Below are 15,611 nucleotides of genomic sequence, written 5' to 3'. Positions count from 1 at the left end.
TCTTATTCAAAACTGACGGTCGCAGGCATACCCAATCTCAAATGATTCTCCTTGTCGTCAACGAGGATGCGCACCTCATAGACAAGATTGGTTCTCAAGTCAGGCGTCTGAACAGTTTTAGGCGTAAACTCCGCAACGGAAGAAATGAATCCGACATGACCGGGAATTTTTTCGTTCGGATAGGCATCTATCGTGACGTAAGCTTGCTGCCCTGGTTTGATCTTGCCGAGATTGACTTCATTGACATAAGCACGCACCCATTTAGGAGAATTGATAGCCAGGGCCAATACAGGCACTTGAGCACTAGCCATGTCCCCCGGCTGAAGGAGCCTCGAACGAACCGTTGTGTCGAGGGGCGCATACAACGTACTCTGCTTTAACTTCACTTCTAATTGGGCAACTTGCGCTTTTGTCTGCTGCCATTGTGCATAGGCCCTGGCAACATCTTCGGCGCGAGGACCGATCTTTGCAAGTTCCAAGCTCTTTTGGGCAGAGAACAATTCGTTCTTGGCGACCTGCAGCTGGCTGCTTTGGGTGTCGAGGCTTTGTTTGCTCACGCCCTGACCTTTCGTGGACTTAAAGGTACCATCCACACGCTCAAAATCTTTCTGAGCTAGATGCAGACGGGATTGCGCGACTAAAACAGCAGCTTCAGCTTTGGCGATGTCTTCCGGCCGACTGCCGTTTTTTAAGGCCAAATAAGTTTGGTACGCAGCCTGCTCCGCAGCCTTAGCTTGTTCAATTTCGATTTTAAGTGTGTCCGTTTCCTGTTCTGACACTGGCTGACCGGCTTTGACGAAATCTCCTTCTTCGACAAGAATCGACTTGATACGTTCCGGCCACAGAAAAGCTAGATTCACTTGCCGAATATCAACATTACCGTAAAGCTCTAAATTCTTTGGGGCAGACTCGTATCGATAATACATCCAGCCGCCGGTTGCTGCTGCAATAGCGAGAACGGACACAGCGATCACAGCTTTTAATTTCATTTTTTTTCTTTCTATTATCGGTTAACTTGATTGATCTTTAACTCAATCCCATGGCTACTTATGACTAGCCAGCCTTCATTTGCTTTTTAAATAATCCGGCTGACTATGCCTTAGGAGCCTGCATTTTACAGTTCTTTTCCTGCTGTTTTCCCATCCTGTGAACTCGGCGCAGCAGGAATGGTGGCAATCTCCTGCCCCTCCCATAAATGACCGAAAATCTCCCAGAAATCTTCGATTTCCTGCTCGGAAATTTCTTTGTCGCCGTAAACCAGCGTTCTGAATTTCTCTCCGCGCCAAGTTTGCAGCGGGCCGATTTCTTTAAATCCGTTGCGATGGTAAAAACACAAGCGTTTAACGCGTGCGGCTCTGTCCTTGCAGCCGGGATAAATGCCCTCGCAGTCTAAGAAGACGGTCGCACCATCCGCGTTCTTAATGACCGCGGACAAGATGTCACTGCCGATACCCTTACCGCGTTTATCTTCGTCAACGGCAAGGTAAAAGAGGTAGTAATACTTTCCTTTTCTGAGTGTGCAGAAAAAAGCAACCACGTCTTCTTCGTCGCTTAGCGCAAAGATCTCGACACCGTCGGAAACGGAGTTAAAAAAGGGTTCCAGGGAAACGCGCTCAAAGAGCGGAAAAGACTTTATATAGATCCGCTGAACCTTTGCTTTCAGCGGACTGTCCTCTGTGACTTTCTCAATCTTGAGCTCGGTCATTGGTTAGCTTCCTTAATTCTTCTATGCTTTCCATCTTATGCCATAGGCGTTTCATACAGACTTTCGATCGCCCAAGTAGAGGAGGAAGAACTCTGCATTAGGTAGATTCATGATGAGTATGAGGGACCCCTCCGTAAAAGTGCGTGTGCCAATGTTCATGCATTTCCGGCTTGGCAATCGATTCAATTCTGCAGTTTCGAATCGTCGAAAATTTTGTGCAGGTTGAGGACAGCATATCGGGGTCGTGGCTGATGATGATTTTGGCGGCATCAATCTTATTGATCACTTCGATCAACCTTTGTTTACTGTCAACATCGAGTCCGTTCGTGGGTTCATCTAAGAGCAATACCTGCGGTTTCATAGAAAGAACGCATGCAAGCGTGACAAGTTTTTTCTGTCCTCCGGATAATTCGTAGCTCAAAGCGTCTTTGAGCTCGAGAATGCCCAAATTGGATAAAGCTTCTTCGGAGACCTTTCTTGCCTCTTTTTCGCTTAAACCTTGATTGAGCGGACCGAAAGCGACGTCATCTATGACCTGAGGAAAAAACAGCTGATCGTCGGCGTGCTGGAGCACAAAGCCGACTTTAAGCCGCAGCGCTTTGAACTCTTCTTCGTTCGTTACAGCTTTGTCTTCTAAGAAAATATCGGCGGTTTGCGGTTTCAAGAGTCCGGTGACCACTCTAAAGAGCGAAGTTTTACCGGTTCCGTTGGGACTCCACAGAGCTTGACTCTCTCCGGGCTGCAGAGTGATTTCGGCATTCTCAAAAATCTTCTTTCCGTTCGGATAGGTCAGATTTAAATTTTTAATTTCCAGAAGACTCACGACTTATCTCCAGCCCAGATAGGCAAATACCACCGAAGCACAGCAAAATAACATTAAAAGGAACGTATCTTTATATCTCCAAACTTCATGGTTCAGGGTCCGTATATGGCCGTCAAAACCTCTTAATTTCATCGCATCGTCGAGAACACGGCTCCGCCGAACTGCTCGAACGAACAAAAGTGCAATAACCGCTGCCACGGTTTGATAGGTCCGCTTATTTGCTTTCATCTCAAATCCCCGGAGCTTTGCTGCCTCTTTCATTCGACGGTATTCGCTTTCAAAAATATCGATGCCTCTCGCACAGAAAAGCAGGATAACTATGAGGCTCTCCGAAAACTTGAGGGACTTAAGACCTGCTGCCAGCCGAGAGAAAGACAACAAACTGACCAATGCATAGAAAACAAAAAACAAAGCATTAGCTTTAACCGTCACCAAAGCGGAAAGGTAAACACCCTCATAAGAAAAGATCTCGCCGGGTCCGATGGGAGTTCCGGGCGTCGTCCAAGGAGTGACCAGCCAAATAAAAAGAATAAAAAGATTGATTTGAAGCCAGCGCTTAATAAGATGTTTGGCGTCAGTTGGGAAGAGAAAGATGATCAAAAAAGAAAAGAACAGCGCGCAGAGCGCTGCCGTGATATTTGGCAGCACAGAAACGACCACTCCGAAAACTAATGCTGAAGCGATTCTCGAAGCCGCTGAAAAATCCTTTTTTATTGTCATTTATTCTTTTGTCTGCGTGTCGATATCCAGGCAAACAGACCGCCCAATCCTAAGCACCAGCCCAAACCGCCGACGATATCGCGCCATGTGATTTTAGGCTGCTGAGCCTCTGCCAGCTGTTTTCTCAGCGGGGCAATCACTTGCATCTCCGTCTGCTCTCTGGCCGTTTTCAAAGCGGCGTCAAGTTCTTCCTGAGAGTAAATTTTTGGAGATGCTGTGTTTGTCTCGGCCTCTTTATTAAGGATTTCAAGTTTTACAGTGCTCACAGCCGTTTTGCTGTCAGCACCTAAAGAAAAGTCTTCTTTGCTCAGCTTCCACTGGTTCTGGTGCCCTTCCCCGGCATTGACGATCACTGTCAGAGGAGCGGGCTCAAAACCGTCAGGAAGCGCCATGCAGACTTTACCGTCCTGCTCGGTTTTTGCGGTTAAAAAGACCGCCCCTTCCTCTGTTAAGACGCGAACGTCTGCGCCGCGTGCGGGTTTGCCGCCCTGGAAACTTGTCTCGACACAAATCTCGTGCGCCTGACTGTAGGCGAACACATTCAGCCGATGGGCGTTAGCGGCCGTCGAACTGCAGAGAAGAAACACAGAGGCAATAAATAAAGCTGAATTATTTTTCATTAAATATCCCAGGATCAGAATGTTTGAGATATACAACCGCAAAGGCAGTAATGACACCTTCGACGACCATCACGGGCAAATTACTCAGAAAGATCAGCCAAGCCGCGGTCACAAAACCTTCATTTGTGAACGCAAGTGCCAAAGCCGTCAAAATACCTGAGATCAGAACAGCACTGAAACCGCCGCAAAAACCTGCGAACTTTAATCTTTTATCCGCAGACTTGCCGGCTATGGCATAAAAGATCCCGTATGCTGCCAGCGCCCCTAAACCCATTGTCGCGGTATTGACGCCGAGTACGGTAAATCCTCCGAACTGGAACAAGACAGCTTGTAAGAGTAAAGCCACGAAAATCACCGGAAATGCGGCCCAGCCCAAAACAACACCTAAAAGTCCGTTCAAAATCAGATGGGCGCTGGAAAAACCGATTGGCACGTGGATGAGGCTCGCAACAAAAAACGCTGCCCCGAGAAGCCCGGCCAACATGAAATGATTCGCTGGAATTTTCTTTAATCCGTAGGCAACACCTGCGGCAGCTACAACCGCACCGGTAATTAAAACCGGCGCGGAGAGAACACCTTCAGCAATATGCATTATTTGAAAGACGGATTAACGAATTCTGTCCAAAGCACGGCGCCAAGTTCAACATCCTTATCCTGGCCGTCCTTTTTAATCTTATAGTCGGCGTCATTCAGAGCGGCAAAACCCCACCAGCCCTCCCAAGGAACTGCATAAGAGAAGATCCCGTTTTTATCGGTTTTGACCTGTTGAGTAATGAAGATATCATCCGGAGCCTTGACTCGATGATCCACGTTGTAATACTCGACTTCGACCATCGTATCGGGAGCAGGTTTGCCGTTCAAAATCACCTGACCACGGAATACATTTCCGGCATAGTTGCCGAACGGACGCGTGAGAGGAAGAATTTCTGTCTTTGCGCCTGTGGGTGCATCCCAGCCGTCATCCACTCCGAAGACCGGAACCATGACTTTAGAGTAGTGAATAATGAACTTGTCTTCTGCGGGTTCCCAATAAGGCTGAGGTTCGAGGACGAACTTGTAGCATCCCGGCCGGGCAACCCTGTACTGGGTCATCCAAGCATCTTTATCCAAAACTTTTGTCTTTTGCAAAGTGTTCGTCAAATCTGTTTTCTTACCGTCGACGATGACAGAAAAGCTTTTTGGTTTTTCCATCGTCATGCCCGTTTGTTCCATCGGATGGTTGAAGGCGGTTGTAATCGTCAGGGTGGAATCCTTAGGGTCGGAAACGATTTGTTTATTCGGAATCACACTTCCGAAGTGGGCGTTTGCCAAAGAGCAGACAGACAGAAGCGCCAATGCAATGACAGTTTTATTCATGAAAACCTCGGTCAATAAAAATAACGGAACCCGTTACTTTTTAATTCTACGCCGCAAAAAAATTCTTCGGACGTGAATCTTTTTTTGTGAGCCTAATTCGATGAACGAGTTTTTTCTCTGGTAGCGGCCCAACAGATAAACGAGCCGAGCACAACAATAGAAACGCCAACCCAGAATTCATGAGTGAGCTTAGCGCCGATGAGAAGAGAAGCAAAGATACACGACAAAACCGGCGTGAAATACGACATGATGGACATAATTTCAATACGGCCCTTCTGGACCCCGAAGGTCCACATGCCGTAAGCCGAACCCATAATCAATGCTGATCCGACAGCAAACAAAACACCTTTCGTATTCCAGGGGTAAGAGGGCGCAAGATCGAGAAGCCAGATAGCATTAAAGAAAATTGTATCCAACGCAAAAATCAGCGTAGTCGGATTTTGTCCTTTCGCCCAGGCTCTTGTGAAATTCGAGTAAGCGGCCCAAAAGATAGCCGCCCACAACGCAAGAAAATAACTAATCGGATTGCTCTTGATATGACTCCACATTGCTTTGAAGTCAATCAACAAATTTCCCGAGAGAACAACAAATATGCCGTAGATCGCTAGCAGCATACCGATGCCGACCCACCACTTGGCCTTTTGACCGTTAAAAAGAACGGCAAACAAAATCGTCAGCGTCGGCCAAAGATAGTTAATCATGCCGACTTCCATGGTCTGCGTTCCGTCTTTGGCTAAGCCAAGAGAAAATGCAAAGGTCATGGAGGTACCAATGGCACACCCTAAGCCACAGATGTAGTACTTCAGCGGCATCGCTTTTAGATTAGGTATACCGAAAAGAAGAAATACAAAAACCAATGCAATTAGGTAATTGATCGCCAAGCCTTTTCCAACGCCCAGCGTCTCAGAAAGCGTTCTCACGAGAGAGACGCTCAGTCCCCAAAAAATCGGGGAAATACAGCCGATCATCGTGGCCTGGTTTGTCGAAATCTTCATACAACTTCCGCTCAGATAGGACGTCTATCTTAGAGGCTTTTGGGCAAAGAAATGGTTTTGAGCATCCGAAAAGCGCTTGGACAAGTTAGCTTTGGTGTTAACTCCAGCTATGCTTCACGCCGGCACCTTCTAACCGGCTGACACCGGGCTGAGCCGAACGCTTCACAATAATCTTGCTCGGGATCCGCTCCTTAATCTGATCCACGTGAGAAATCAGTCCGACGGTTTTTCCTTGAGCATTTAAACTGCTCAAAGCATTGAGCGCCTTTTCCAAGGAGTCATCATCGAGCGTTCCGAAACCTTCATCCAAGAAGAGCGAGTCGATTCGAACATTGCTGCTTGCCATCTGAGCCAAGCCTAGAGCGAGCGCCAAACTGACGATAAAGGTTTCTCCGCCGGAGAGGTTGTCCGTGGGACGCTCCTCATCGGCCAAATCTAAGTCAATGACTTTGAGCTCCATGTCCTCTTCACCCTTAGTCAAACGGTATCGACTGTGGAGTTTTGTCAGCTCGACATTGGCATTTTTGATCAGTGTCAAAAGCACCAAACTCTGTACGTACCTGCGGTACTTGTCTCCACTGCTCGATCCGACCATCGTGTTGAGACGCTCCCAAACGGCGACTTGATGTTTCAGCTTCTTTAAGTCTTCCTCTATCCCGGCCCGCTTGTGACGTGCCTCTTCGTCTGTTTTCAGCTCTTTCTGCAGTTCGCCTTTTTGTTCCAGGAGTTTTTCTTTCCGAGCTGAAACCTCTCGTTTTTCAGCTTCCAAAACTTCAAGCGATTTGTCCGTCAGTTTCTGAGATTCTTTTTCTACCAACTTCTTGTCAGCTTCACTAAAACGGTCTGCAGCACTGCGGGATTGAGCCTGGTAATCCGTAATTTCTTTGTGAATAGCATTAATCGCCTCAGAATCTAAACGAGCTTTTGCCCAAACTTCTTCGGATTCAAATTTTTCCTTTTTAAGGGCATCCGTCCAATCGGTTTTTGCTGAAAGAAGGTTTCTTTCAGCTTCTGCAGCACGCTGTTCGGCCGTTTTAAGCCTTTGCCCCGCAGCGGCCTGAATGCTTCGAGCCTTAGAAAGGATTTCGTAAGCATGGTCTTTTGCTTCTGCCAACTGCGAAAGCAGAATCTCGTAGGTTTTTCGTTCAACTTCTACCAACTTAGTTCCGAAAAGCTTGTCGCGTTGTAACCGCTTCGACTTCAGTTCAGCCTGTAATTCAGCCGCTTGTTCCGACTTTTCCCGAGTGCTTTTTTCCAAAAGCTCCACGCTCTCAATAAGTCCCGGGAGGGCGCCTTTTTTGATCGCTAAATTATTCTCAATTTCCCGGCAGGATTCCAAAAGTTCTTCGTACTTAGCTGCCTTAGCAATCCAACGTTTGAAGAGTTCGGGGTCATGGGCAAAAAGTTCTTCCTCAGTGATGACGGAGCCGTACTCTTTAGCAGTTTTCCGCCAAAACTGCTCAAGCTCTGTTCTTGCTTTTTCTCTGCCGGTTTGAGCTTGCGTCAGTAGGCTTTTTCCCGACTCAACCTTCGTTTGGGCATTGCTAAAGGCCATCTCGGCTCGATAAAGCTCTTCTTTTGTACCGGCAATTTTTTCTTTTGCAGCGGTAGCGTTAGATTCTGCGTCTCTTGCTTTGACAATACGTTTTTTGATATCGGTAAGAAGGCTTTCCTTCTTAGTTATCAAAACAGCTGCTGCCTTTTCCGTTACGCCTTCGCGTGCCAGACCTGCTATGTCGCATTTCAGCTTCAGCTCTTCTTCGGCCAAATCCAAATTCTTCCGAAGATCTTTCAGATGCTTTTCAGAAAAAAGCATCCGATCTTTAAGAATGTCAATTTTCCTATCGGCCTCTTTTTGATTTTTCTGTAGGTCCGCCAATTCTTCCTTCACACCGACCAGGCGCTCTTTTGCCGTCGCAACCTCTGGCGGAAGGTTTGCGGCAAAGGGATGCTCCAATGAACCGCAAACCGGACAAGGTTCTCCTTCCTTCAACTCAGCTCTAACCTTAGTCAATTCGTTGATTTGAACCAAAGCTTCGAGTTCGTCCAGCCTCGAAGTTAGGGATCGGATTTCCCTTTCATAACACTCTTTCTTGCTACCCCAATCGGTCAGTTCGACGGAATCCTTTTGCATCACATCTTCCTGACGGCCGATTTCTTCTTTTTGTTCACAAGCGGCTTTTAGCGCAGATTTGACCGCATCAAGCAGCGGAATCTGCTCTGAAAAGCTCAGTTGTTCTTGCATAAGTTCATCGAGAGTCTTTCCGTCGAGAATTTCATTCAGACGCTCTTCCGTTTCTTTAAGCAATATTTCGTCCGCCTCAATTCCGGAAGCTATTTTTTCCTTTCGGATTCTGAGCGCCTCTGCCTCTTTTTCCTGTGATTTGACGGTCTCGTTTGCTTTATCAGCTTTGCCTTCGGAATCTGATAATGCAGCTGAAAGAGTTTCGGCGGTGATTTTTCCGGCCCTTAATTCGTCCTTCCGCTGATAAAGGAATGCGCCTTTAATGTCTTCGTTTTTCTCACGATCTCGTTTCTCACGGTCTTCTTCTAACTTCCGTATATCCTCTTGGGCTTTATTGAGACGACTCTCACAACCGGCAGTCTCCTTTTCTAATTTAGTTTTTTCTTCTTGTGCGCGTCTGCTGGATTTCATAAGCGGAGAAATTTCGACGTCCAAGGACTCGGTTTCCGAGAACAGCGCTAATTTCTTCGGCTTTTGAAGGTTCTCATTGTTCAAGGCCTCCTCTGCTGCCTTGAAGTTGAGTTCTTTCTCTTTAAGAGATTTTGTCGCGTTAACTAATTCGTTCTCCGCAGAGGACTTCTCTTTGATCGCGTCTTCACGGAGCGATTGCTTATCTCTTAGCGAGCTAAATATTGGAAGAATTTTTTGAGCGCGTTCTGCAAGTCGGACATCATTCTCTTTCTGAAAGAATTCATTCCGGCTTTCTTTCAAACGTTCAAGCTCGTCCTTTACCCTTAAAAACTGATCCCTAAGCTCGGCAGTCTCACTAACCCAGCGAATTTCTTTTTCAATTTTGTTGATTTGAGTTTCAAGGACTTTCGCCTCTTCGGTTATACCTTTCAACTGCTCTTGCTTTGTCTGAACAACTGCATCGTCAAGAACGGGGCTCAGTTCGACTTCTCTCTGTTTATCTGCAAAAAGCTTCTTTTGTTGTTCTGCAAGAACATAAATTTTTGTAGAAAGCAGTGAATAAACCTGTGTTCCGGTTATCTGTTCGAGCGTTTGGGCTTTCTCATTCGGTTTCGATTTGAGAAAAGCTGCAAAGTCTCCCTGGGAAAGCATGACCGAACGTTTAAATTGATCGAAGCTTAATCCGATGATTTTTTGAACTTCCTGCTTTTTGCTGGTTACCTTACTTCCTTCTGTAATCGGGATCCAGCAGCCGTCCCCGAACTTTTCCATTGTGGAAACAACCTGGCCGTATTTGCCTGTCTTATCAAAATTCTTCTGCTTCTTTTGACTCCAGGTAGCCCGGTAACGGCCGCTTAACGTTTGGAACTCCAAGCTGCTCCGACAGCTGTCGCTGTCCCGATTCATAACTTCGTTGGCATTCTGAGTAATCGAGCCGATCCGAGGTGTATGTCCGTAAAGAGCCAAACAAATCGCATCCAAAATCGTGGTCTTGCCGCTGCCGGTCGGACCGACAATCGCAAAAATGCCTGAGCGGAAATCCGGTGCTTGAAAATCAATCGTCCAGGCGCCTTTCAAGGAATTGATGTTTTCAAATGAGAGTTTGAGTATTTGCATTTTACTTTCCGGAAGCGTTATTGAGCATTCACATCAGCCAACTCAGAAATTTGGAAATACGCATTTCTATACGCATTCCAAAGTTCCTCCTCAGAAACTTCGCCTTCAAACGTCTCATTTTTCAGTTTCTTCTCGAAGACGTTCTCCCAAGTGAGTTCACCGATCTCCATCTCGTCTCCATCATTAGCCAAACAATTGGCTTTCTTGGTTTCGTCGAAAACTCTTAATACTTCAATCTTGGTTCCCGATGTCTGTTCCGAGACTTCACCGGTCAGGTTTATTGCATTGGCTTTTCCGGTATGAATCACTTCCACTAGGATTTTCTCGTCTTGCCCTGCAAGCTCTTTTAGTTTTGTTGAAATTTCCGTTTGGCTTCCTTGAACGCTCACCAATCTATCGAACTTAGGCACCTGAATATCCGCCACCTTAATTTCATCGGGTTCGAAATCAACTAACCGAACGAGTTTCTCAAGATTAGCCTCTTCAAAGGTAAGCGGAATCGGAGCACCGCAGTAATTTCTGGTTTTGTCACCGCCGATGCTGTAAGCGCGGTGGATATGACCAAGGGCCAAGTAATCGATTTCCGACGGAAAGATATTCACAGGCACGGCCCCGGTTGCGCCTATATAAAGCTCGTTAACGTCTTCTCCTTTAGGAGATCCGACCGTAAACAAATGACCGGTAGCAATGAGAGGAACTCTTTTGGCTCCCATCCTATCAATAGCCGCTTTAACAACACTCTTGTAATGATTTTCTACAGCTAATTGAATCTCTTCGGCGCGAGAAAGTGTTGAATCATCCTTCAATCGCAAAATGTCTCTTTCTCTGAGGAAAGGCACTGCACAAACAACGCCTTCCAGATTTCCCGCTTTATCCTTCAGTTCAATAACTTCGTCTTCAGGACTTTCAGCTCCGCCTATGACGTGAACACCAAAGTTCTCCAAGATTCCTTTCGGAGCCTCAAGCAAGGTCGGTGAATCATGGTTTCCGGAGACAATCACAACATGGCGGCATTCACTGCTCGTCAGCTGAGATAAAAAGTCGTAATAGAGTCTGAGACTTTTGTTCGTCGGGACTGCGGTATCAAAAATATCACCGGCAACAATTAACGTATCCACCCGTTCTTGTCGGATCGTACTCAGCAACCACGCTAAGAATTTTTCAAAAACGTCATAACGTTCTTTATCGAATAATCTTTTTCCAAGATGCCAGTCAGAGGTATGAAGAAGTCTCATTGTTGTTTTCCTTTGAGATAAATTGACCGTTCATTGTTATTTTGGATCGTCTTACGACATTTGATGACGTTCTTCTGCCAGTCGTCCTCCTTGTCGGAATACTGCCAGAAACAAAAGACCTGCCAAAGAAGACAGGTCCTGTAGCAGCTGCTGGTATTTTACAAAGCCTGCGCTTTAAGGAACTCAGCTGCTCGCTGCGTTTGAGGATGTGTAAAAAAAGTTTCGCAGTCTGTATATTCCACAATGTGTCCGGCTTCAATCATCAAAATCTTATCTGCTAAAAATTTCGCCTCCTCCAACCGATGCGTAATCATTAAGAAAGTCCGTTTTTTGCCGTCCTTGGCCGCCGGACCTCCTTTTAGCTGCTTTAAAGTTTGGCAGAATTTATTGCTGGTCTCTACATCCAAAGATGCTGTCGGTTCATCTAAAAGCAAAACAGGAGATCCCATCAGCAGTACACGAGCAATTCCTACCCGCTGTTGCTGGCCGCCGGATAAGTCCTGGGCAGGGGTATCCAAGATGTCTTGAGAGATACTTGCTTCTTCCAAGACCGTCTGATAGAGAGCCTCTATTTCATCCGGTTTAAATTCATGACCGTACTTAAGAGAAAGTTTGATGTTTTCTTCCGTTGTTCCATTAAACATCACAGCCTTTTGGAACACATAAGCCAAATTTCGTCTTAACTCATGAACATCGTAATCGTCAACGTCTTTCCCTCGCCAAAGAATCGAACCGCCGGTTTTTCCAGGGTCTAGTCTGTTGATTTGTTTTAAAAGCGTGCTTTTGCCAGCACCGCTCGGGCCAACTATCGCTATGAACGATCCGTTCTCAATATCTAAGGAAATATTGTGGAGTATTTCTTTCCCGTTATAACCTACGCAAAGGTCTTTAATTTGAAGCTCTAGCACAATCCTGCCTCTCCTCACAATTACAAAATTAGGTGCCTAGTCAAAATTTTTTCACGAAATGTCCGATGGAGAAAATAATCCTCTTACTTTTTGAGAACATTCAGAACCTGTGCTGCCGCGTTAGGATGCGATTATTTTTTAACTTTAAAGAAGGCAAAACCCAACTTTAAATTGGGTTTTGCGCACTACACAGTCAAAGGAAATTAGTCTTTCTTCCAGGGATCAAACTGAGGCGTATTTTTACCATTAGGCGGAAGAATAGGAAGAACAATCTTCGGCTGATCTCCTGTCAATGACTTCATCCACGCGACAATATCAGCTAGCTGTTCAGGCGTGTAAGTCTTACCTAACTGAACCTCACCCATTATGCGAACTGCATCCTCAAGGGTTTTCGCCTCTCCGTCATGGAAGTACGGGTAAGTGAGCTCAATATTTCTCAATTGTGGGACTTTAAAGGTCATGCGATCTTGATCTTTCTTCGTAATCTCAATTCGACCTTGAGCAGTGTTAGTTGTTTGATAAGGTTTAACTACACCAAGTTTCTGATAAGAAGAACCTCCAAGCAAAGGTCCATTGTGGCAAATCGTACAGCCGGATGTTTTAAAAAGTTCAAAACCTTTAATCTGCTGTGGAGTCAAAGCCGCTTTATCTCCTTTCAGATAACGGTCAAAAGGAGAGTTGGGTGTAGTTAATGTTTTCTCGAAGGCAGCCAAAGCGTCCGTTATTTCTTTGATTGTAACCTTGTCGGTTCCGAAGGCTTTTTTAAAATAAGGCTTGTATCCTGGAATGGAGTCAATGACCTGGACAGCTAATTCATGCGTCGAGGCCATCTCTTTAGGATTGGCAATCGGCCCTCCTGCCTGCTCCTCTAAGTTTGCGGCTCTTCCGTCCCAGAACTGAGCGATTTGTTTCTCCGCATTGAGAACCGTGGGCGAATTAATTGGGCCTTGCTGCCAACCGTGTCCGACAGAGGTCTTCAAATTATCAACACCTCCAGTAGATAAATTATGGCAGCTGTTGCAGGAAATAAAACCAGATTTGGACAACCTTGGGTCAAACCAAAGCATTTTTCCTAGCTCAACTTTCGCCTGATCTTGAGGAGCGATCGTTGGCTCTGGCACCGGTTCAAACATAGCAGCTTGAGAAACTGCACTAAGCGAGAGAAGCATTGCAGCAACTGAAATTTGGATTCTCATATCATTCCTTGTGAGATTTAAAAGCAGGAAATTAGTTTCTTCTTTTTTCGAACCTTATTCCTTGTTTGTACGTTTGAGGATTATTTTTTGTCCAGTAGAAGAGCAAGTAACCCATCTTCTTCTGCGATCATATCTCAAATTTGAAATTAATTTTTACTTTCTTCCGGCCCAAAATTCTTAGACTCAGTAGAAATGTGAAAAAAAACCGCCATTCGAGAAGAAGGCGGTTAAAGATGATCCATTTCTAGCTGAAACAAGAGAAGACTCCGTTTTCGCTATGGCAACATTATGAGTTTTTATGTATATTTCGTAAAGTGCAATTATTGAGCCTCGAGTTGCAAAAATGGAAATGAAATCGAGAGCAGTTAAACTTTTTTGTGCCATTGCCGAAAGTGGTTCTCTGCTCGCAGCTTCAAACAAATTAAACCTCTCTTCTTCGGCCGCCAGCCGAATGCTCTCTCAGCTGGAGGATCGTCTTGGCGTCAAGTTATTTGAGAGAGGGAACAAGCAGTTGGTTTTATCGGAGGAAGGTAATAATTTTTACCGGGTGGCCCATGAAGCGATGAAAGCCTGGAAAGTGCTGGAAGATTATTCTGCTCATCAGAAAGCAAAAAGACGACTGCTGCGAACCGCTGTTATGGCAAGACACTGCAGCGACGTCACTCTTCCCGCCATCACTAAAGTCCTCAAACGTCATGAAAAAGTTTTAAAGGTGACGATAGATATCCACGATAGTCGGGATATGTATTACTCAAAATATTCTCATCCCTTCGACATTGGTTTCGGGACGCTTCTATCGGACCATGATGATTTAGAAAAACGAATCATGGCTCGGCTGCCGATGCGCCTCGTCGTTTCCAAACAGAATCCCTTATCTGAGAAGGACAAAGTCGCACCTGCGGATTACAAAGACGAAGATTTCATTCTGCTTTCTCATGACATGCTAGAAAGAAAACTGACGGACACGTTGACGCCGGATCTTACAGAGGATCAAGTTGTGGGAGAAATTTCCTCGACGCAGGTTGCGCTTCGAATGGTCAAAAGAAACGCCGGCGTTCACATTACGGACCTTTTAGCTGCTATCAGTGTGAGTGATGACTGCAAGGCAATTCCGATTGACGTCCCTTTGACCATACCATTTTCGGTTTTCTGGCCTAAGTCGGAAAAAGAACTGAGCGACGAAGCCAAGGAGTGTATAACCGAAATCGCAGAAAGCATTAAAAAAGTCGGCATTCCGCTGACAAGTTTCGGTAAATCGTTTCTCTCTAAAAGCCCGTCAAATCAAGCAATCAGTTGACCACAATTGCGCTCAATATCGTAAAAATGTATTTCTCCTCCATGTAGAATGGATAGGCTTAATCTAAGTGATGGGAATGAAAAATGAAGAAATTAGCCGTTTTGGGATGCGGAGCGCAGAGCCAGATCTTCTGCCTGAACGCTCCGAAGCATTTAGGCAACGATTATTTCGTTACTTCTGTGTGCGCCAAAAACCACGAACACGCCGTTGAATTAGCCAATCGGGTCGGCGGACGTGCCGCATATACAGTCGATGACATGCTTGAATTGGCACCGGATATCGTTGTTGAATTTGCCGGTATTGAAGCCGTTGAAACGTATGCAGAAGAAATTCTCGAAGCAGGGGCCGATCTGATCATTTCTTCTGTTGGTGCCTTAGATGACGAGAAATTTAGAGATCACTTAGTTCGCGTTGCCCGCCAATACGAAAGAAAGATCTACATCACCAGCGGCGCAATCGGCGGTATGGACCTAATGGAAACTTATGCTGTCGTAGGCAATCCCAAGGTACAGATCGAAAGTATTAAACCGCCCGAAAGCTACATCGGCACACCTTACATGGAAGGCAAGACAGTCTCCGAGACTGAAGAACAGTTGATTTTCGACGGCAACGTTCATGACGCTATCCGCGGCTTCCCGAGAAACGTTAACGTTTCCGTCGCCACCGCATTGGCAACCGACGCAAAAGATGCAAAAGTCCGCTTGATCAGCAAGCCCGGCATTACAGAAGTCAGCCACAGAATTACATTGTCCAATGACATTATGCACTCCGAGCTTTTCTTTGTTTCTCAGCCTGATCCGGAAAACAAAAAGAACAGCAAATCCGCCGCTTACAGCGTCATAGCTTTATTGAAGAATTTGGCTTCTCCGCTAACATTCTTCTAAGAAGCAATCCGCTTTACGAACCTCGGTCTGAAAACCGAGGTTTTATTTTTGCGGGCTGCGGATAAACAAAAACCTCTTGAACGGTTAGGTCCAAGAGGTT

General features: G+C 45.8%; 14 protein-coding genes. 2 read left to right on the top strand and 12 right to left on the bottom strand.

Annotated elements, in window-relative coordinates; translation table 11 throughout:
• Positions 1–2: 2 nt before the first annotated feature.
• The 12 genes from HMPREF9439_RS06005 to HMPREF9439_RS05950 form a co-directional block, all read right to left on the bottom strand.
• Positions 3–989, bottom strand: coding sequence for an HlyD family secretion protein (locus HMPREF9439_RS06005; RefSeq protein WP_008864153.1), 987 nt, complete (start codon positions 987–989; stop codon positions 3–5).
• Between the two features lie 125 nt (positions 990–1,114).
• Positions 1,115–1,705, bottom strand: a complete 591-nt coding sequence (locus tag HMPREF9439_RS06000) for a GNAT family N-acetyltransferase (RefSeq protein WP_008811441.1) — start codon at positions 1,703–1,705, stop codon at positions 1,115–1,117.
• A gap of 97 nt (positions 1,706–1,802) precedes the next feature.
• A complete protein-coding gene (locus HMPREF9439_RS05995; protein ID WP_008811442.1) occupies positions 1,803–2,528 on the bottom strand; it encodes an energy-coupling factor ABC transporter ATP-binding protein in 726 nt (241 codons plus the stop codon).
• Between the two features lie 3 nt (positions 2,529–2,531).
• Entirely contained in the window at positions 2,532–3,248 is a 717-nt protein-coding gene (locus HMPREF9439_RS05990) for an energy-coupling factor transporter transmembrane component T family protein (protein WP_008864152.1), read from the bottom strand.
• On the bottom strand, positions 3,245–3,868 hold the full coding sequence (locus HMPREF9439_RS05985) for a hypothetical protein (protein WP_008811444.1): 624 nt from the start codon (positions 3,866–3,868) through the stop codon (positions 3,245–3,247). The genes HMPREF9439_RS05990 and HMPREF9439_RS05985 overlap by 4 nt, the downstream gene beginning before the upstream one ends.
• Complete coding sequence (gene cbiM, locus HMPREF9439_RS05980) at positions 3,858–4,460, bottom strand: cobalt transporter CbiM (protein ID WP_008811445.1); 603 nt, start codon at positions 4,458–4,460, stop codon at positions 3,858–3,860. The genes HMPREF9439_RS05985 and cbiM overlap by 11 nt, the downstream gene beginning before the upstream one ends.
• Entirely contained in the window at positions 4,460–5,224 is a 765-nt protein-coding gene (locus HMPREF9439_RS05975) for a DUF4198 domain-containing protein (RefSeq protein WP_008811446.1), read from the bottom strand. The genes cbiM and HMPREF9439_RS05975 overlap by 1 nt, the downstream gene beginning before the upstream one ends.
• A gap of 92 nt (positions 5,225–5,316) precedes the next feature.
• On the bottom strand, positions 5,317–6,219 hold the full coding sequence (gene yddG / locus HMPREF9439_RS05970; protein ID WP_008811447.1) for an aromatic amino acid DMT transporter YddG: 903 nt from the start codon (positions 6,217–6,219) through the stop codon (positions 5,317–5,319).
• Positions 6,220–6,316: 97 nt separating this feature from the next.
• Positions 6,317–9,991, bottom strand: a complete 3,675-nt coding sequence (locus HMPREF9439_RS05965; RefSeq protein ID WP_008864151.1) for an AAA family ATPase — start codon at positions 9,989–9,991, stop codon at positions 6,317–6,319.
• A gap of 17 nt (positions 9,992–10,008) precedes the next feature.
• A complete protein-coding gene (locus tag HMPREF9439_RS05960; protein ID WP_008811449.1) occupies positions 10,009–11,226 on the bottom strand; it encodes an exonuclease SbcCD subunit D C-terminal domain-containing protein in 1,218 nt (405 codons plus the stop codon).
• A 158-nt stretch (positions 11,227–11,384) separates the two neighbouring features.
• Entirely contained in the window at positions 11,385–12,134 is a 750-nt protein-coding gene (locus HMPREF9439_RS05955; protein ID WP_008811450.1) for an ABC transporter ATP-binding protein, read from the bottom strand.
• 203 nt (positions 12,135–12,337) lie between these two features.
• Complete coding sequence (locus tag HMPREF9439_RS05950; protein ID WP_008811451.1) at positions 12,338–13,330, bottom strand: cytochrome-c peroxidase; 993 nt, start codon at positions 13,328–13,330, stop codon at positions 12,338–12,340.
• A 343-nt stretch (positions 13,331–13,673) separates the two neighbouring features.
• Between HMPREF9439_RS05950 and HMPREF9439_RS05945 the strand changes: the two genes are divergently transcribed.
• Together HMPREF9439_RS05945 and HMPREF9439_RS05940 are read left to right on the top strand one after the other, a co-directional pair.
• Positions 13,674–14,627 carry a LysR family transcriptional regulator gene (locus HMPREF9439_RS05945; RefSeq protein WP_008811452.1) on the top strand — a complete coding sequence of 318 codons (954 nt, stop codon included), beginning with the start codon at positions 13,674–13,676 and terminating at the stop codon, positions 14,625–14,627.
• Positions 14,628–14,710: 83 nt separating this feature from the next.
• On the top strand, positions 14,711–15,511 hold the full coding sequence (locus HMPREF9439_RS05940) for an aspartate dehydrogenase domain-containing protein (RefSeq protein ID WP_008864150.1): 801 nt from the start codon (positions 14,711–14,713) through the stop codon (positions 15,509–15,511).
• Positions 15,512–15,611: the final 100 nt, after the last annotated feature.

The sequence above is a fragment of the Parasutterella excrementihominis YIT 11859 genome (assembly GCF_000205025.1).
Classification (GTDB): Bacteria; Pseudomonadota; Gammaproteobacteria; order Burkholderiales; family Burkholderiaceae_F; genus Parasutterella; species Parasutterella excrementihominis.
This window is presented reverse-complemented; position numbering and strand designations above follow the sequence as displayed.